The 18,648-nt window shown below is 61.0% G+C and carries 16 protein-coding genes, 1 tRNA gene and 1 pseudogene; 8 read left to right on the top strand and 10 right to left on the bottom strand.

The window, feature by feature from the left end:
• Positions 1-58: 58 nt before the first annotated feature.
• Positions 59-565 carry a GFA family protein gene (locus ACS3QZ_RS00990; RefSeq protein ID WP_456036159.1) on the top strand — a complete coding sequence of 169 codons (507 nt, stop codon included), beginning with the start codon at positions 59-61 and terminating at the stop codon, positions 563-565.
• 4 nt (positions 566-569) lie between these two features.
• Here the strand turns inward: ACS3QZ_RS00990 and ACS3QZ_RS00985 are convergent, their stop codons facing one another.
• Positions 570-1,475 (bottom strand): LysR family transcriptional regulator, encoded by a 906-nt coding sequence (locus ACS3QZ_RS00985; RefSeq protein ID WP_093093361.1) that lies wholly within the window; start codon positions 1,473-1,475, stop codon positions 570-572.
• A 98-nt stretch (positions 1,476-1,573) separates the two neighbouring features.
• Here ACS3QZ_RS00985 and metF point away from each other — a divergent pair, with 98 nt between their 5' ends.
• The 4 genes from metF to dtd all read left to right on the top strand — a co-directional run bounded on the left by metF (position 1,574) and on the right by dtd (position 4,517).
• On the top strand, positions 1,574-2,440 hold the full coding sequence (metF, locus tag ACS3QZ_RS00980; RefSeq protein ID WP_456036158.1) for a methylenetetrahydrofolate reductase [NAD(P)H]: 867 nt from the start codon (positions 1,574-1,576) through the stop codon (positions 2,438-2,440).
• A gap of 86 nt (positions 2,441-2,526) precedes the next feature.
• Complete coding sequence (locus tag ACS3QZ_RS00975) at positions 2,527-3,033, top strand: PaaI family thioesterase (RefSeq protein ID WP_456036157.1); 507 nt, start codon at positions 2,527-2,529, stop codon at positions 3,031-3,033.
• Positions 3,034-3,174: 141 nt separating this feature from the next.
• Entirely contained in the window at positions 3,175-4,092 is a 918-nt protein-coding gene (locus tag ACS3QZ_RS00970) for a carbohydrate kinase family protein (protein ID WP_456036156.1), read from the top strand.
• Entirely contained in the window at positions 4,080-4,517 is a 438-nt protein-coding gene (gene dtd, locus ACS3QZ_RS00965; RefSeq protein ID WP_456036155.1) for a D-aminoacyl-tRNA deacylase, read from the top strand. Before ACS3QZ_RS00970 ends, dtd begins: the two co-directional genes overlap by 13 nt.
• A 2-nt stretch (positions 4,518-4,519) precedes the next feature.
• Here dtd and ACS3QZ_RS00960 read toward each other — a convergent pair whose 3' ends face one another.
• A complete protein-coding gene (locus tag ACS3QZ_RS00960) occupies positions 4,520-5,041 on the bottom strand; it encodes an alkylphosphonate utilization protein (RefSeq protein WP_456036154.1) in 522 nt (173 codons plus the stop codon).
• On the opposite strand from ACS3QZ_RS00960, the gene ACS3QZ_RS00955 reads away from it, so the two are divergent.
• Positions 5,040-6,275, top strand: a complete 1,236-nt coding sequence (locus tag ACS3QZ_RS00955) for a glycerate kinase type-2 family protein (protein WP_456036153.1) — start codon at positions 5,040-5,042, stop codon at positions 6,273-6,275. The two genes, ACS3QZ_RS00960 and ACS3QZ_RS00955, sit on opposite strands and share 2 nt — an antisense overlap.
• Here the strand turns inward: ACS3QZ_RS00955 and glpK are convergent.
• The 4 genes from glpK to ACS3QZ_RS00935 form a co-directional block, all read right to left on the bottom strand.
• A complete protein-coding gene (glpK, locus tag ACS3QZ_RS00950; RefSeq protein WP_456036152.1) occupies positions 6,272-7,768 on the bottom strand; it encodes a glycerol kinase GlpK in 1,497 nt (498 codons plus the stop codon). The genes ACS3QZ_RS00955 and glpK overlap by 4 nt on opposite strands.
• Before the next feature lie 178 nt (positions 7,769-7,946).
• Positions 7,947-9,833 carry an acyl-CoA synthetase gene (locus tag ACS3QZ_RS00945; protein ID WP_456036151.1) on the bottom strand — a complete coding sequence of 629 codons (1,887 nt, stop codon included), beginning with the start codon at positions 9,831-9,833 and terminating at the stop codon, positions 7,947-7,949.
• Positions 9,834-10,090: 257 nt separating this feature from the next.
• Entirely contained in the window at positions 10,091-11,887 is a 1,797-nt protein-coding gene (locus ACS3QZ_RS00940) for an ABC transporter transmembrane domain-containing protein (protein ID WP_456036150.1), read from the bottom strand.
• 313 nt (positions 11,888-12,200) lie between these two features.
• A tRNA-Gly gene (locus tag ACS3QZ_RS00935) sits at positions 12,201-12,274 on the bottom strand.
• A 259-nt stretch (positions 12,275-12,533) separates the two neighbouring features.
• Here ACS3QZ_RS00935 and ACS3QZ_RS00930 point away from each other — a divergent pair.
• Both ACS3QZ_RS00930 and ACS3QZ_RS00925 read left to right on the top strand, forming a co-directional pair.
• A complete protein-coding gene (locus tag ACS3QZ_RS00930) occupies positions 12,534-13,325 on the top strand; it encodes a DUF1194 domain-containing protein (protein WP_456036149.1) in 792 nt (263 codons plus the stop codon).
• A gap of 109 nt (positions 13,326-13,434) precedes the next feature.
• Positions 13,435-14,088: an SDR family NAD(P)-dependent oxidoreductase gene (locus tag ACS3QZ_RS00925; RefSeq protein ID WP_456036148.1), complete on the top strand. Its 654-nt coding sequence runs from the start codon at positions 13,435-13,437 to the stop codon at positions 14,086-14,088.
• A 64-nt stretch (positions 14,089-14,152) separates the two neighbouring features.
• Here the strand turns inward: ACS3QZ_RS00925 and ACS3QZ_RS00920 are convergent.
• The 4 genes and pseudogenes from ACS3QZ_RS00920 to ACS3QZ_RS00905 form a co-directional block, all read right to left on the bottom strand.
• Positions 14,153-14,556, bottom strand: a pseudogene (locus tag ACS3QZ_RS00920) (transposase); the annotation flags it as partial.
• Positions 14,557-14,716: 160 nt separating this feature from the next.
• The gene (locus ACS3QZ_RS00915; RefSeq protein WP_456036147.1) at positions 14,717-16,138 is read right to left on the bottom strand and encodes a carbohydrate porin; all 1,422 of its coding nucleotides are present in this window, start codon (positions 16,136-16,138) and stop codon (positions 14,717-14,719) included.
• A gap of 89 nt (positions 16,139-16,227) precedes the next feature.
• Positions 16,228-16,962, bottom strand: coding sequence for a DUF3299 domain-containing protein (locus ACS3QZ_RS00910; RefSeq protein ID WP_456036146.1), 735 nt, complete (start codon positions 16,960-16,962; stop codon positions 16,228-16,230).
• Between the two features lie 31 nt (positions 16,963-16,993).
• On the bottom strand, positions 16,994-18,622 hold the full coding sequence (locus ACS3QZ_RS00905) for an amidohydrolase family protein (protein ID WP_456036145.1): 1,629 nt from the start codon (positions 18,620-18,622) through the stop codon (positions 16,994-16,996).
• Positions 18,623-18,648: the final 26 nt, after the last annotated feature.

Here is an 18,648-nt window from a genome sequence, read left to right as displayed (position 1 = left end):
ACGGTCTGGTTAACCTGATCCATGGCGGGCGCTGTTGCCCCCACTCGGGATCGCTTGCATGGATCAAATCATCAGACGCGCGCGGTGCAGATGCGGCAAGGTTGTCTGCGAGGCGGTGGGCCCGCCGATCCTGACGGCTGTGTGTTACTGCGGCGATTGTCAGGCTGGGGGGCGCATGATCGAAGCGCGCAACGGCGCGGGCCCGGTGTTGGAGGCCGATGGCGGTGCGGCGTACCTGACCTATCGCGATGACCGGTTTCGCTGTGTCGCAGGCGCGGAGCTTTTGCAGGGGATCAAGCTGCGCGACAAGGCCCCGACCCAACGGTTCGTGGCTACCTGCTGCAATTCGGCAATGTACCTGAAGTTCAAGCCCGGCCATTGGGTGTCGACCTATCGCAACCGGTTTGAGGAGGGCGCCCTGCCTCCGGTTGAAATGCGCACCAACATTCGCAAGCGGCAGTCGGATTTGCCCCTGCCGCAGGATGCCCCGGCCTATCGCCGGTTTCCCATGCGTCTTTTCGGACGGCTGATCAAGGCGCGGCTCGACATGGCCTTGGGGCGCTAGGGCCTCAAACCTCCTGAAGCCGCCGCGCTTCTTCTCCCGCCAGACGGATGAGATCACGCATATAGGGTTTTTCCAGATCGTCGTTGCGTGTGGCGGCAAACAATTGCCGTGTGATGCCAGTTTCGGTCAGGGGACGAGTGACGTAATCCGAGGAGTACTTGACCTCGCGCACCACCCAATCCGGCAACACCGAGACCCCCCGGTTGGACGCCACCAGCAATAGGATCACCGCTGTCAGCTCTGCCTGCCGGATCGCCGCCGGTTCCACCTTGGCCGGGGTCAGAAGCTGCGAAAAGATATCGAGCCGCGCCCGCTCCACCGGATAGGTGATCAGGGTTTCCCCCCGGAAATCCTCGGCCTCGATCCAGGTTTTTTGAGCCAAGGGATGCTGGGCCGCCGCCACGAAGACGGGGTTGTAATCGAAGAGATGAGAGAAAGAGACGCCCGGCAGATCCTCGGGGTCCGAGGATACCACGAGATCGACCTCTTCCTTTTGCAGCGCAGGCATCGCGTCAAAGGCAAGTCCGGGGCGGATGTCGACATCCACGTCAGGCCAGGATTTGCGGAATTTCTCAAGCACCGGGAACAGCCACTCGAAACAGGCATGGCATTCGATCGCGATATGAAGCCGCCCCGAGCTGCCATCGCGCAGCCCGTTGAATTCGGCCTCAAGCGCTTCGACCTCGGGCAGGATCTTGTTGGCCAGCCGCAAGAGCCGCAACCCCGCCGCCGAGAGCTTCATCGGCTTGGAGCGGCGCACGAAAAGCTCCACCCCGGCCTGCTCTTCCAGCCCCTTGATCTGATGGCTGAGGGCCGACTGGGTGATGTTGAGTTGTTCGGCCGCCCGCGCCAGCCCGCCACATTCATGAATGGCGCGCACCGTGCGAAGGTGCCGGAATTCGATATGCATCTTCATATGAGACTCATGACGTTCTTGAGGATTATGAGTTTGCTCACATTTGCCATTTGTGAGACATGAGGGCAACAACAAGTTTTGGACCTGATAAAATGACCGCACCTCATATTTCCCTTGAATTCTTCCCGCCGCAGAATCTGGAAGCGTCGTTCCGACTCTGGGATACGGTTCAGGCCCTCGCCCCGCTTGACCCACGCTTTGTTTCGGTGACCTACGGCGCCGGTGGCACGACCCGCGACCTGACGCGCGATGCGGTGGCCACCTTGCACAAATCCAGCGGGCTGAACGTGGCCGCACACCTGACCTGCGTGAACGCCACGCGCGAAGAGACGCTGAAAATCGCGGATGATTTTGCCGCGGCCGGCGTGTCCGAGATTGTCGCCCTGCGGGGCGATCCGCCCAAGGGCAGCGCCGGGTTCGAACCCCATCCCGAGGGATTTGCCAACTCGGTCGAGCTGATCGCGGCGCTGGCCGACACGGGCAAGTTCACCATCCGCGTGGGCGCCTATCCCGAAAAACACCCCGAGGCGGCAAACCAGCAGGCCGATATCGACTGGCTCAAGCGCAAGATCGACGCGGGCGCAAGCGAGGCCCTGACCCAGTTCTTCTTCGAAGCCGAAACCTTCCTGCGGTTCCGGGATGCCTGCGCCAAAGCCGGGATCGACGCGCCGATCGTACCGGGCATCCTGCCGATCGAGAATTGGAAGGGTGTGCGTGGTTTCGCCCGCCGCTGCGGCACCGATGTGCCAGCATGGCTGGACGATGCGTTCGAAAAGGCTGTGCGCGACGGGCGCGAGGACCTGCTGGCCACAGCGATCTGCACCGAACTCTGCTCGGACTTGCTTGACGAAGGCGTCGAAGCGCTGCATTTCTACACGCTGAACCGCCCCGAGTTGACGCGCGACGTGTGCCATGCCCTGGGCGTGGTGCCCCAGGTAAGACTGGAAAACGTTGCGTAACGGAACGCGCCTATCGCAACCCCAAGGCTTGCGGACAGGCGCAATTTGCGGCCTCCTGAAAGGGAGGAGTTCAGGAGGCCGCGCCCATGCCCGACACGTTTCATCACTACGCCCAACGCCCCGAAGAACTGGCTGATCTCGACACGATCCTGTCGCGCTCGGGGCTCGACTTCATGCAGGACATCATCGAAGGGCGCCTGCCCGGCCCGCCCATCGGCCAGACGCTGGGATTCCGCCCCATTCACGCCGAAGAAGGCAAGGTGATCTTCGAGGGCACACCCGAGTTCAGGGTCATGAACCCGATCGGCACCGTGCATGGTGGCTGGTATGGCACCATCCTAGACAGCTGCATGGCCTGCGCCGTGCAAACCATGCTCAAGGCCGGCCAGATCTACACAACCCTCGAATACAAGATCAATATCATCCGCCCGATCCCGATCGGCACGCGGGTGCAGGCGATTGGCACCGTGCATCACGCAGGCCGCTCCACGGGCATAGCTGACGGGGAAATCAAGGGGGTGGACGACGGCAAGCTCTACGCCACCGGCTCCACCACCTGCATCATTATGGATGGCCCGCGCCACCAGCCCTGATCTTTCTTTTTCCAGAAATACCCCGGGGGTGAAGTTTGAAAATCCCTGATTTTCAAACGAGGGGGCTGGCCCCCTCCCCGGTTGCGTTTGCCGCGGCCTTGTCCCAAAGTCGCGCGACCTGCGCATGAAAGGGCTGGCGCGATGTTTCTCTGCTGCGGCGAAGCCGTGATCGACATGATCCCCGAAACCGCGCGCGATGGCGTTGCCGCGTTCCGCCCGGTGCCCGGCGGGGCGGCGCTCAACACTGCAATTGCACTGGCGCGGCTGGATCAGCCGGTCGGCTTTTTTGGCGGTCTTTCGGGTGACGCTTTTGGCCAGACCCTGCGGGAGGTGATGGCGCGCGAAGGCGTCGACCTCGCCCGTACACCCACACTCGACGCCCCGACAACACTCGCCTTCATCCATCGCACCGAGACCAGCCAGAGCTTCAGTTTCTACGATCAGGACAGCGCCACCCGAGGCCTCAGCCCCCTGCATCTTCCGCCGCTTGACGGCATCTCGACACTGGTATTCGGCGGGTTCTGTCTGATCCATCGCCCCGCAGCGGGGGCGTTCGAGGCGTTGATGCAGATGGCAGGCGCTGAGCGGGTGATCCTGCTCGACCCCAATATCCGCCCCGCGCTGATTGCAGATCAGGACGCGGATTACCGAAAGCGTCTCTCCCGGATGATGGCTATGGCGGATGTCATCAAGCTTTCGGACGAAGATATCGACTGGCTGCGGCCCGACCCGCCGGAACAGCTTTTGACCGGACGCGCCTCGGTGGTGATCCACACCCACGGCGCGGATGGTGTAACGCTGTTTACCCGCCACGGTGCCCAGCATGTCCCTGCACCAGCGGCAAAAGTCAGCGACACGGTCGGCGCGGGTGACACGTTCAATGCCGGGTTCCTGACCGGGCTTGCCCAAGCCGATCTTGCGACTCCCGCCGATCTTGCGCGGGCCGACCTCGCCACGCTCACGGGCGCGGCGGAGCTGGGTGTGCGGGCCGCAACGCTCTCTGTCACGCGCCCCGGCGCCAATCCCCCAACCTTGAAGGAGCTGTCATGCGCGCCTTGATCCAACGTGTTTCAGAAGCCTCGGTCACGGTCGACGGCGCCGTTATCGGCGAAATCGGCCCCGGCCTTCTGGTGCTGGTCTGTGCCATGCAGGGCGACAGCGAGACGCAGGCTGACAAGCTCGCGGCCAAAGTCGCCAAGCTACGCATTTTCACTGACGAGAACGGCAAGATGAACCGGTCGGTTCTGGACAATGGTGGCGCCGCGCTGGTGGTGTCGCAATTCACATTGGCCGCCGATACGCGCAGCGGCAACCGCCCCGGTTTTTCCACCGCCGCCGCCCCGGATGAGGGCGAACGGCTTTACGAGTATTTCGCGACCCAGCTGGCAGCCCAAGGCGTGCCCATCGCCAAGGGGCAATTTGGCGGCGATATGAAGGTACGGCTCTTGAATGACGGTCCGGTCACGATCTGGATGGAGGTCTGATCCTAGCTCTTTTTGACGAATTTCGTCAGGATCACGATGCGCTGCCCCTCGACCCGGCCTTCGATATGTTCGGCATTGTCCGGCACGAGGGAAATGTTGCGCACCGCCGTGCCGCGCTTGGCGGTGAAGCCCGCGCCTTTCACAGGGAGATCCTTGATCAGGACCACGCTGTCCCCGGCAGAGAGAATCGCGCCGTTGCTGTCGCGGTGCTCAAGCGCGTCGGGATCAGGCAAACCAGCTTCGGCCCAATCTTTCACATCCGGCTCCAGATAGGCGATCTCGAGCAGGTCCCGCGCCCAGACCGCCTCTCTCAGGCCCTTGAGCAGGCGCCACGCCACAACCTGCACCGCAGCCTCCGTGCTCCAGATTGCGTCATGCAGGCATTGCCAATGCGGTGCGTCGACGGGGCCGTTTACCACGCCGTCCTGACAGGTGGCGCAGAGCGCGATCTGGTCGTCACGCGGGGCGACCTGCACGGGCAGAACCGCGTCGGTCGCGGCACAGAGGGCACATTGGTCGGACATGGACAGACTCCTTGGATTGGCTGGCCATTGCATGACTGGGTTCGATCCGCTTGTCCATCCCGAACCGGGGCTGGTCAGCGCCGCGGGGCTGGGGCATTCTGCCACCCAAATGGGGGCGTTCATGGACCGTGCTGAAATTCTGAAAGACATCTGGCAGGCGGGCGTTGATGCGGTGCGCGGCGATCGCGCCGTGACAACGGCCCTGGCACGCGAACAGGTGGCCCGGCCCGATCGTATCCTCGCCGTCGGCAAGGCAGCCGCCAGCATGGCGCAGGCCGCGCGTGATTTCTTTGGCGGCGATATCCCGACGCTGGTCGTGACCAAATATGGCCACGCCGAGGGGCTTGATTCCGACATTGAGGTGATCGAGGCGGCCCATCCGGTGCCGGATGAAAACTCGCTGCGCGGCGGCAAGACGCTGTTTGACGCGGTGCATGGCATGGGCGCGGACACGCACCTGTTGATGCTGGTGTCCGGTGGCGCCTCGGCGCTGGCTGAATTGCCTGCTGCCGGTCTTTCCCTGCACGCGCTACAGGCCGAGAACAGCCGCCTTCTCGCAGAGGGGCTGGACATTCACGCAATGAATACGCGGCGGCGTGAGCTGTCCGAGATCAAGGGCGGCAAACTCCTTGCCCGGTTCCGGGGCGCGCTGGTGACAACGCTGGCGATCTCGGATGTCGAAGGCGACGCGCTGTCCGTGATCGGCTCCGGCATCGGGGACGCGCCGGATGCCGTGCGTTTTTCCTTTGATCCGTTCATCGTCGCATCCAACGCCATCGCCCGCGACGCCTGTGCCGCGCGCGCCAAGGCCCTTGGCATCCCGGTGCTGGACAACGCGGAAACGCTTTATGACGACGTTTTCACGCTCTCCGCCCGGCTTGGCCCGGTGTTTTGCCAAAGTGCCCCGGGCCTGCACATCCTGGGCGGGGAACCCACCGTCACTCTGCCCCCCGATCCCGGCGAGGGAGGGCGCAATCAGGCGCTGGCGCTGGCGCTGGCCGAAGAGATCGCCGGGCAGGAACGGCTCAGCGTTCTGGTGGCGGGCACCGATGGCACCGATGGGCCAACGACGGCTGCGGGCGGACTGGTGGATGGGGCGACATGGGGGGACGGCGCGCGCGCCGCGCTACGCGCCGCTGACAGCGGGCGTTTCCTGCGCAACCGGGGGGCGCTGTTCACTTCCGGCCCCACGGGCACGAATGTGATGGACCTTGCGCTGGCGCTCAAAACCTAGCTTTCGCCGGCGGCGACCAGTGTGGCCGCCACGGCGCGTTTCCAAGCCGCATAGCGCGCATCGCGCCAGTCATCGTCCCGCTCGGGCGTGAAACGGCGTTCCATCGCCCATGTCCCGGCAAACCCGTCCATATCCGGATAGACCCCGACCCGCATGCCCGCCAGCCACGCCACGCCCCTTGCCGTGCTTTCAAGCACTTCGGGGCGATCCACGGGCGCGCCGAGAATGTCACTGAGGAACTGCATGGCCCAGTCGCTGGCCGTCATACCGCCATCCACCCGCAATACGGTGTCGCCGTGAAATGTGAAATCCGCGTGCATCGCTTCCAGCAGATCGCGGGTCTGGAACCCGACGCTCTCAAGTGCGGCACGCGCGAACTCTGCCGGACCTGAATTGCGCGTGAGGCCAAAGGCCGCCCCACGCGCCTCGGGCGCCCAGTAGGGCGCGCCCAGCCCGGTAAATGCGGGCACAAGGATCAACTCCTGTCCCGGATCGGCCGCCTCGGCCAAGGCATGGGTTTCATGGGCATGCTCGATCAGCTTCACCCCGTCCCGCAGCCACTGCACCACGGCCCCGGCAATGAAAATCGCCCCCTCCAGCGCATAGGTCGGTTTGCCGTCAAGCTGGTAGGCGATGGTGGTCAGCAGGCGATTGGACGATGCAACCGGACTGTCCCCGGTATTCAAAAGCGCAAAACAGCCCGTGCCATAGGTCGATTTCAGCATGCCGGGTTGAAAGCAGGCCTGCCCGATGGTGGCGGCCTGCTGGTCCCCGGCTACGCCCCGGATCGGGATCGGCGCCCCAAAAATCTCCGGGTCGGTCTCGCCGTAATCATCCGCGCAGTCGCGCACGTCCGGCAACATCTGCATTGGCACGTCCAAGAGGGCACACATCTCAGAGGACCAATCCCCGGCGTGGATATCATACAGAAGGGTCCGCGCCGCATTGGTGGCATCCGTCGCATGCACACGCCCGCCGGTGAGACGCCAGATCAGGTAGCAATCCACCGTGCCAAAAAGCAGCTCCCCGGCCTCGGCCCGCGCGCGCGCGCTCGCCACGTTGTCCAGAATCCACGCCACCTTGGTGCCGGAAAAATACGGGTCGAGAAGCAGTCCGGTGATGTCGCGCACCCGCCCCTCGTGGCCCGCCGCCTTCAGTTCCCGGCACATCGCCGCCGTACGCCGATCCTGCCAGACAATTGCGGGATGCACCGTCTCCCCCGTCGCCCGATCCCAGACCAGCGTGGTCTCACGCTGGTTGGTGATGCCGATCGCGGCAATCTCCGCGACGTCAATGCCCGTACTGGCCATCACCTCTCGGCAGGTTTCGACGGTTGTGCGCCACAGGTCCGCCGGATCATGTTCGACCCAGCCCGATTGCGGAAAATGCTGGGCGAATTCCTCCTGCGCCGACGCCACCGGTCGCATCGCTCCGTCAAACAGGATCGCCCGGCTCGACGTGGTGCCCTGATCTATTGCCAGCACATGTCCCATGCGCCCCTCCCCTGATATCCGGGATCAGACTATTGCCGCCTTCCACCCCCTTCAATGTGAAAAGGGCGCAGCCACCGCCGCGCCCCTGCTCTTTCTTTTTCCCAAAATACCCCGGGGGGTGGCGTTTGAAAATGCGTGCATTTTCAAACAAGGGGGCTGGCCCCCTCCTGCGGTCAGCTTACACCCACTCCCAAGGGCGGGTGAACGCGCCCAGAACCTTGGCGACCTCTTCCTCGGACGCATCACCGTTGTTGCTCAGCTGTGCCACGAGCCCCCGTTTCTTATCATCCAGAACCGAGGTCACACGCGCGGGCACGCCTTCCTTTTCCAGCGCCGCATTGTAGACGCGGGTGATGGCGGATTTGCGCAGGTCGGGCTTGAACACTTTACCCACGGCCGTCTTGGGGAGTTCCGGCAGAACCTCGACATGCTTGGGATGGGCGGCGCGCTCATGAACATGAACCTTGCAATGCTCCATCAGTTCTTTGTCCGTCACCTTGCCACCTTCGACCAGTTCGACATAGGCACAGGGCACCTCGCCCGCGTGGGCGTCGGGCTGGCCGATGGCCCCGGCAAAGGCAACCGCCGGATGGGTCAGCAGCGCCTCTTCGATCTCGGCGGGGTCGATATTGTGACCGCCACGAATGATCAGATCCTTAGCGCGGCCGGTGATCCAGAGATACCCATCCGCGTCCACCCGGCCCAGATCGCCGGTGCGCAGGTATTTTTCCTTGTAGAAGAGATCCTTGTTCTTGTCGGTCTCGGTATAGGTGTTGCCCGCGAATACACCCGGGTTGGAGACGCAGATCTCGCCCACTTCGTCCGTGGCGCATTCCACCAGCCCGTCTTCGCCTTCGCGCACGATCCGCACGTCGGTATAGGGGAATGGCAGCCCCACCGAGCCAACCTTCTTGGCGCCGGTGGGCGGGTTGCAGGACACGAGACAGGTCGCCTCGGTCAGGCCATAGCCCTCGACCACGTCCACACCGCAGGCTTCCTCGAACCGCTTGAACAGTTCCATCGGCATCGGCGCGGATCCGGAGAAGGCCGTTTTCACGGTCGAGACATCCGCGTCCACCGGGCGCTGCATCAGCGCCGAAACGGCAGTGGGCACGGTGATCACGAAAGTGGTTTTCCAGCGTTCGATCAGCTTCCAGAAATTGTCGAACACCCCGTCGCCGCGATAGCCCGCAGGGGTCGGGAACACCACATGCGCGCCCGAGGAAATCACCGCCATGACAATCACATGCACGGCAAAGACATGGAACAGCGGCAGCGGGCACATGATGCTGTCTTTTTCCGTGAACAGCAGGCGATGGCCAAGCCAGCCGTTATAGACGATGCCGGAATACTTGTGCTGTGCCACCTTGGGCATGCCGGTGGTGCCGCCGGTGTGGAAATAGGCCGCGACGCGGTCCACCTTGCGGTCCTCGAAATCCAGCGTCGTGTTCTGCTTGCGCAGTTCCTTGTTGAACGGCTTGAGATCGGCGTGATGGGCCACAGCGTCCGGGTTCTTTGGCCGGATCAGCGGCACGATCCAGCTTTTGGGCGGCGTCAGATAGCGCACGAGGTCGACTTCCAGAACCGTGTGTACCTTGGGTGCATGACGCACAGCCTCGGCCACTTTCTGGGCCACATCGGTCTTGACGAAGGATTTGAGTGTCACCACCACCTTGGCGTTGGTTTCCCGCAGGATCGCAGCGATCTGTTCGGGTTCCAGCAGCGGGTTGATCGGGTTGACGATCCCGGCGATGGCGCCCCCCAGCATGGTGATCAGGGTTTCGTTCGAGTTGGGCAGGATATAGGCGATGGTGTCGTCTTCCTTGACCCCCAGCGAACGGAACAGGTTGGCGGCCTGCACAACCTTGTCGTGAAGCTGCGACCATGTCAGGGTTTCGGCCTTGTCATTGGGGCCCGACAAGAGCTGATAGGACACGGCCGGGCGGTCGGGATACTTGTCACGGGTCCGCGCCAGCATGTCATAGAGCGTCACCGGTAGGCCGCGATCCTCCCACGCCATTTCCTGTTCGATCTGTTTCAGGTCTTCGAGCGATGCGAAGCTCATATCCGGTCTCCCCCCGATGCTTTTTCTTGGCGTCCCGCGCCTGCGATGCGACGCATGGTTTGGTTTGCGTCAAAGATGCAGGCTAAATCCTAATCCCGCAAGCTTTTGACCAGCCCTAACCTAGGGTCATGAGCAGGCCGGGACGTTGCGTAAAACGCTGCGGGTACGCCAACAGCGCCGCTCAGACGGTGTTTGCCAGGAAAAAACGCCCCAAATTGGGTCGTTTTCCGAAATCTCAGCCGCCCGTTCAGAGCAGGTCAGACGCCCGCGCCATCCGTGAATTGCAAGCGCGCAAGCTTGGCATAAAGACCATCCTGGGCCACAAGGTCTTCGTGGCGCCCCTGGGCCACGATCCGGCCGTCTTCCATAACGATGATGCGATCGGCCTTCTTTACCGTAGCCAGACGGTGGGCGACGATGATCGTGGTCCGGGTCTGGGCCATTTCGTCCACCGCCTGTTGCACGAGGCGCTCGCTTTCGGCGTCAAGCGCAGATGTGGCTTCGTCAAGCAGCAGCACGGGCGCGTCACGCAGGATGGCGCGGGCGATGGCAATGCGCTGTTTCTGACCGCCCGACAGCATGACACCCCGTTCGCCGAGCGGGCTGTCATACCCTTCGGGCAGCGCTTCGATGAAGTCATGCGCCGCGGCGGCGCGCGCGGCGGTCTCAACCTCGGCATCGGTGGCGTCGGGGCGGCCAAAGCGGATGTTGTCGCGCGCGCTGGTGGCAAAGATCACCGGGTCCTGCGGCACAAGGGCAAGGTGATGCCGGAATTCATCGCGGGCCATGTCCGGCAGGGCCACACCGTCCAGAAGCACCCGGCCCGCCACCGGATCGTAAAAGCGCAGGATCATCTGGATGATGGTGGTCTTGCCCGCCCCGGAGGGGCCGACAAGGGCGACTGTTTCACCGGGTTTGATCGTCAGGTCCACATTGTCCAGCGCCGAAACGCCGGGGCGCGAGGGGTATTGGAAAGTCACGCCGTCAAAGGTGATCTCGCCCCGCACCGGGGTGGCAGGCGTCACCGGGTTCGCGGGGTCGGTTACGGCATCATCGGCGTGCAACAGTTCCACGAGCCGTTCCGTCGCCCCGGCGGCGCGCTGGAGCTCGCTCCAGATTTCCGAGAGCGCACCGACAGCCCCTGCAACCATGACGGAATAGATCACGAATTGCACAAGGACGCCGACGCTCATCCCACCGGCGCGCACATCGCGCGCGCCGATCCAGAGCACGACCACCACACCGGTAAAGATCAGGAAGATCACGATCATGGTCATCAGGGCGCGGGTGTTGATCCGGCGCATGGCGGCACGCAGCGACAGGTCCGTCACCCGGCCAAAGCCTTCGCGGACGGGGGCTTCATTGGTAAAGGCCTGCACGGTCTGCACCGACAGCAGCGCTTCGGACGCGGTGCCCGAGCTTTCGGCGATCCAGTCCTGGTTCTCGCGGCTCAGCTTGCGCAGGCGGCGCCCCAATACAAGGATCGGCACGATCACCATGGGCACGATCAGCAGCACCAGCAGCGTGAGCTTGGTCGAGGTATAGAGCATCAACACCAGCCCGCCGAGGAACAGCAGCATGTTGCGCAACGCGATCGACACGGATGACCCGATAACCGATTGAATGACGGTTGTGTCGGTGGTGATCCGGCTGAGGACTTCGCCGGTCATGATGCCTTCGAAGAACGCCGGGCTCATGCCGATCACGCGGTCAAAGACAGCCTTGCGGATGTCGGCCACGACAACTTCGCCCAAACGCGTCACCAAAAGGTAGCGCAGCGCCGTGCCTACGGCCAGAAGCGAGGCAAATCCAAGCGCGGCGAGGAAATACTTGTCCAGAAGCGCTTCGCTCTCGGTACCGAAGTTGTCCACCACCCGGCGCACCGCCATGGGTAGCATGAGCGACACGGTCGCTGTCAGGGTCAGCGCCAGGAGGGCCAGCACGACAAGCACGCGATAGGGTTTCAGAAACGGCCCCAGGCCACGCAATGCGCCCATGTGTTTGGACTTTTCGCGCTCCTGTTCGCCATTCTGCGGCTGCGGTCTTCTGGCCATGTGACTATCCCCGGCTTCGGTTTCCCGCGTTAGTGACCCCGACAGCGCCAAGGGTCAAGCCATCAGTTGCCGTATGCCGGGCCCGGCATTGTCCACAAGAGAGGGGCGAAGAACGCAAGGGCGCGAACGGCAAGGCGCGCACGTTGGGGTGTTTCGGATCAAGAGGGAGGTGATTTTGGAGCGGGCGGCGGGAATCGAACCCGCGTCATTAGCTTGGAAGACTAGCGCCCAAATCTCAATAAAATATTCAATTTCAATAGCATAACATACGTCATCGAACATCTTTGCAGGTAATGTGTCGGAAAAGAATTTCTGGAGCGGGCGACGGGAATCGAACCCGTATCTCTTGCTTGGAAGGCAAGGGTCTTACCATTACACAACGCCCGCTCAGCGTTCACCGGTACTATTCCATCGGTTTTCGGGCGTCAAGCTAGGAACGACAAACTCTCCGCAGGCTTCGAAACAAGCTGTATGACCTTGACCGAAATGCGCCAAAGTCAAGGGGGGCAGCCGACGAGGCTTCAAGACCCCTGCCCTGCTCGGGGACGCCAAACCGACACCTGTCCTAAATCGAATTACTGATCATGCTGTCCCTCACACCTTCTCGAGACTAGACAGCATCCCTCGTCTCTGGCGCAATGGTAGCATGCGACGCCTGCTTGCTTTCTGTCTTGCCCTCTGCGCCCCGCCCTTGGCTGCACAGCAGATGGTCGAGGTCGATGTCGAGCTGATCCTCGCCGTGGATGTGTCCCGGTCCATGACACCCGACGAGCTGGAAATTCAGCGCCGCGGTTATGCCGCCGCCCTCTCAAGCGATGCGGTCTACGGGGCCATTCGTGGCGGTATGATCGGCAACATTGCGGTGACATATGTGGAATGGGCCGGTGACAGATCTCAAACCGTGGTTATGCCCTGGACCCTGATCGACAGTCGCGACGCCGTCGAAGAGTTTGCGCGCCGTCTGACCACCTGGAACAGCCCGGGGATGCGGCGCACCTCGATATCCGGCGCGCTGCTCTACAGTGCGGAAATGTTTGAGGCCAACCGCTTCGTTGGCCTACGCCGTGTGATCGACATCAGCGGCGACGGTCCGAACAACCAGGGGCCACCCGTTACTCAGGCCCGCGACCGGGTCTTGTCGCAGGGCATCATCATCAATGGCCTGCCCCTGATGACAGAAGACGAAATGTCCTCGGTCTGGGGCATTCCCGATCTCGATGTCTATTACGCCAATTGTGTGGTGGGTGGTCCGGGCGCGTTTGTCGTGCCTGTGTTCAGCTGGGATCAGTTTGCCGCGGCCGTGCGTCGCAAGCTGGTTCTCGAAATCGCCGGGCACGCTCAGCGCCCCAAAGCCACGATCCAAAAGGCGCAGGCCTATGATTGCCTCATCGGAGAGAAGGTGTGGCAACGCAACCGCAGAAACTTTGACCTTCGGTAGGTTGGACACAGGGAGCTATCCATTACACACCGCGAGTTCAACGTGTTACCCTCGAATATATTGTTGTTCAGCGTTCTAGCGCCCGTCTTTCAGGTTGAGGAGATTATCGATGACAAAGCCACAAGCCGTGATCATTGGCGTGGGCGATGGTCTGTCCGCGGCCCTGGCCCGAAATCTCTCACCTGACTATGCGCTGACACTGGCTGCCAGAAGCTCGACCAAGATGGCCGTTCTCGCGCAAGAAACGAATGCACGCGCCATAACCTTGGATGCCACCGACGAAGCGGCAGTGGCGGACTTGTTCGATGGCCTGCCTGCCACCCCTCGGGTCGTGATCTACAATCCTTCGGCGCGCGTTCGAGACCCGATTGCAGAATTGTCGGCCGACGACGTGCGCAATGCAGTTGAGGTAACAGCAATCGGCGCGTTCCTTGCAGGCAAGCATGCCGCACGCCACATGCTGAACGCGGCTCCCGTCGATGGGACACGCGGGACGATCCTGTTCACAGGCGCATCCGCCGGTGTCAAAGGCTTTCCGCAGTCGGCGCCGTTTGCGATGGGCAAGTTCGCACAAAGAGGCCTTGCCGAAAGCATGTCCCGCGAATTGCACCCCCAGGGCATCCATGTGGCCTGGATCAACATTGATGGAGCGATCCTGAACCCGGGAAGAACGGAACCTTCTGACAAACCAGGCTCGATGCTGCGACCCGACGCCATCGCCCGCACCTATCGGCATCTGATCGAACAAGACCGGAGCGCATGAACGAACGAGATTGCCGTGCGCCCTTGGGTCGAGATCTTCTAAGGTGTTTTGATCACCGGCTCCTTAACATATCCTCGACCAGCCGATCTTCATCGGCCCGACCCCTAGGCAGCTCGCGTTGCGCGGATCGGAGCTGCCTCAACACGCAACAAGCACGACGCTCCGAGATCCGGAACTGGTTTCGCACATGATCAATGCAAGAACGACGATGTGTGGAGCTCAGAAATTTCCCATCGCAGCTTCCGACAGGATTAGCTTGTCCAGCGTCAGGTCAGACACAGCCTTTCTCAGCCGCTCATTTTCCTTTTGGAGACGTTTTAGTTCCCTCAGTTGGTCGGTTCCCGTCCCGCCATATTGCTTGCGCCAGCGATGATCGGTCTGCTCGGTTATACGAACCTCGCGGATTGTACCCACCCGCGCCATGCCTTACCCGACAAGCACCTCAACCTGCCGCAGCTTCGTGACTATTTCCGCAGGTTTGTGTCGCTTGTTTCCCGTCGTAAATCCTCCGTTTTCCTAAACTTGACACAGGATCACTTTAGCGGGGGAGGATCACTTCGTCGACACGGTCTGCATCCTTCCCGCAGGTTCCCTCGTCTGGAAATTCAGCGCAACGTTGGGATAACCGTCAGAAAGTTGCTTTAATTCGTAGCCCCGCAAACCATATCCCTGAAGCGTTAGGGTTTTGCGCAGGGTTGTGGACGTACTGAATTCCGGGGCTGATCTGGAGCCAGTCGATCGGCTGCCAGCGATAGTAAGCCTCAAGTGTCCCTTGCGTTCGCGCACGCCCGTAGACGTCACGATTTGGCCGCCCCCAGTTCAAACCAACGGTGAATTGATCAGTCGGGCGGCGGGGGCTAATGCCCAGACCAACGCTCAGAGACCGGTCCATCAATGCGCCGCCACCGTCAGCATAACCTAGTCTTACAAACGGGGTCAGAAGTTCCGAGGTTTTCCAACTTGCCGAAAATGCCGCGCCATGTCCCGATGCAATCCCGCTACTCTTTCGTTGATCAACGTGCCATATTGTCAGGTGGATATTGTCTCTAAACCTGTTCTCCCAAGACGAAAACCAGCCAACTTCCAAATGACTGAAGTACTCGTTTTTGTCGAAGAAGCTGGAAAAAGCATCCCTGGGATTGCCAGGATCGCCGTTTGCATCCGCAATACCGGCCAAGACATAGCCGCGATCCCCCCAGTTGAACCGAATGGCGGCTCCAAGGCCCTGATCCGGGGCGGGTATTGTCGGGTTGGTCGAAAACGCCAAGTTGGAAAACTCAGCCCAAGGATTGCCAAACATGTAGACATCGACATAATCCGTCACGTCCACAATTCCGAGAACCAACCCGATCCGGTTACTTGCAAGAGATTGTTGCCAATAGAGATTGGTCAACAACCAGCCTGCATCGCTATAGGTAAGCGCCGTGAGGCCCACATATCCGGCTTCAAATCCGAGAGCCTGAGGAGCGATTTTGGTTCCCGCCCTATGTCTGTTTTCTAACTTGAAGACGAGGCTACTGCCTGACCCGATGTGTTCGCCTTCGAAGTCAATGGATCCATAGGCGCGCGCCACTCCACCAACTGCGGAGCGAAACCCCATGCTGTTTGATGCGGTTTGCATCATGGTCGAATAGTCGAAGCCGAATTTCAATCGGTCTTGCCGGGACCCATTTCCCTTCTCTTCATCAGCTACAATGAGCGATACGCTGGCTGGTCCACCAATCCCATCGCCCGTGTCGTCTGCATAGGCCTGTCCAGTTGCAGTCAAGAACAACACCGTAAGGATGGTGTTCCGAACTCTCTTTGAAACACCCGACTTCTTTTTCATCCTAGAAAGATCAAGTAGAAAGGGATCGGTAGCGATGCTCCCCGAAAAAACACGACCATCCTCATCAATCCGGCGTATGAGTTTTTTGATGGGAAATTGCCACCCGGAGAGAAGGAGCACAAAGAAAAGGTAATCGTTACAGAGAACAACCATTCCGCTTTTCAGCAGGGACCGCCTAGGTATTTCACTTTTCTCAAAGGCGTCTATGTCCTTCCTAATCATCTTTCCCCCTATTTACGACCGTCAATTCAAACATCTGAAATCACTCAATTCACCGCCGGATTTCTGACAATGAGTTTCCTTCAAACGGTTCAATCCGCCCCTTGAGCGACGGAAATAGGATCGATCTCACTTCGCGCACCCTGATCGGCCCCGGTCCCGTGGACAGGACCTTTCGCGACAATTTGATCTGCAGATAGCTGCCACATGCTGAGCATCCGAGCGGTACCGTCTAGAAGGAAAATCGTCTCATCTCCCGGTTTCCGGAGCAATGTGCCAACGACAGAGACTGGCACATAGAGGTTCTGGGAGGGGAAGCTGCCACCATACCGCACGCGCACCAACTTGTTTGGCTCAGGCGCGGGCTTGTGGCTGCACAATCCCACCGAGGAAACCAGGTAGCCAACCGAGGCGCCGTCCGTGTCATTTCCAGCGGGGATCAAGAAACCGTCGAGCGCGACCTCGGCACCTTCATATTCGGAGTTGGTGGCCACTCGGGCGCGCTTGCGATTTGTGGCCACCTCCCAGCGGGAGGCCAGCAGCGCGTCTATGTCATACCCTTTGTTCTCCAGAGATTTGCGGGCCTCACGTACTTGTGCAGCAAGCCGGTCCCGCGTTTCGGCTTCGAACGTTTCTATTCTCAACCGTGCCTCGAGTCGCACGACAGTGCGCAGGTCTCCAAGATCGCTCAAGCCCATTTCCCGAAAAGGATCGTTAAAAGCCATGGCCGCGGGATCCGGCAACTTGTCGAAATTGATCTCGCGCGGCGCCGCGAACAGGGGAGCTGCGGCCAACAGGGCCGCCGCAGTTATCACGAGAAGTCGCATGTCAGATTCCCTTGAATGCATGAGACAAGCTTCAGTTGCCACCTTGCGCAGGAATGCCAGGCGCCACATCCGGCATGCCAGTCGAGAACTCGCGGTTCCACGCCTCTTCTGAAACCAGCTCGAAACGCGGCTTGTCTTCAGGCTCGAAGCGGATCGGCTGACCGGCGAAAACCTCTAGCAGCTCGTCATCTCGCACCGTCACCGCGCCGTTCACGATCACGGCCTTGAACCCGGTCGAGGGGATCGAGCCCTGATCATAGGTCGCATTGTCGGCAACTGTTTCGGGGTCGAACACCACGATATCGGCGATCATACCCTCCTGAATCCGGCCCCGCTCCTGCATGGCCTTCAGCCCCGTACGGCCCAGATGGTGCGCTGCGTTGTAGCTGAGGATCGACAAAAGCTGCATCATCGGTATGTCGTTTTCGCGCCCAAGGCGCAGTGTTGCAGCGCGCGCCCCGGCGCCGCGCGGATGCATGTTTCCCAACTTCTCAAATGGAGTATTCCAAGGCGCCATAAGAGGCTCCGCGAACATCGCATCGCTAGCCATTGTTGTCCCCCTGAGAGTCAACCATTTGACTGAGTCCTCTGGCGGAGTCTTGAACAACAGAATTTCCTGGGTCGGATTATCCTTCAGGACCTGATCGTATTTTTCCTGCGTATAGAAATCACCTGTAATCGGATCCTGCATCGTGTCTTCGTAGCGATGCCCCTGTCTTTCAACCCAGTTTTCGGGTTTGAGGAAGACTGCGTTCACCGTGGTCGATCCGGCGGAATAGGGGTAGATCTCTCCCCAGATATTGTGTCCGTTCTCCTGAAGCCGCGCGATGAGTTCATGCGTGAGTCGCCAGCCGGGATTGTTGAAGTGCTGCAGTATTGCGGGCGCGTTCAGAGCCAATGCATTGGCAATGACTTCTTGCGCGCCGACGTTTTCCAACACGTCGCCATCGGGTGTGAAACGCGTATGAACGGCCGTTTGGCGACCATATCGCGCGCCAACCTTCTGCACCTCGAACAGCTCACGCGTGGTGACACCATCGCGCATGTATCCCAATGTCGATCCGATACCGAGCGCGCCAGCCTGAAGGCCTTCGTCGATGATCTGCAGAATCTTGTTACCAGCGTCGTAATCAGCCTTGTCCAAACTCCAACCCGATCCCTTGCGGGAGGTAAGCGCCGCCGCCGGCCCCAGCAGAAGGGTTTCCTCGTCGTCGAAACCGTCGAGCACGATGGCGCGGGCTTGTTCGTGGCTGGAGGCGCACCCGAAATTCGCCTGGTTCTTGCCTTCGCGTTCTTCGTACCACCGCGCGATGAATGTTCCTGCGCAGCCCTCCTCGAGGTCCATGCTCGACGTCAGTCCGTCACGCAGGCCAAGCGCATAGCCCATCGGTTGTTGCCAGTGGAAATGCGTGTCGATGAATCCTGGTGCTACGATGTGACCCGTGGCGTCGATTTCCTCGGCCCCGGTCAGCGCGTCCTTGGAAATCTCGACGATGCGGCCATCTTTGACCCCGACGTTGGCGACTCCGTCATAGAGCGTCTCGGGGTCCATCACGCGACCGTTTGAAATCACGAGGTCATAGTCCTGCGCCCAAGTCGCGACCGGTAGCAGCATGCCCGCCACCATAGCCGTGGCGGCAAATTTTCTGAAAGTACTCACAAGTAGGTCTCCCAAATCTGGTTCAT

Source organism: Shimia sp. W99, from assembly GCF_053851455.3.
The sequence above is the reverse complement of the archived record's forward strand: the minus strand, read 5'-3'. Positions and strand labels throughout refer to the sequence as shown.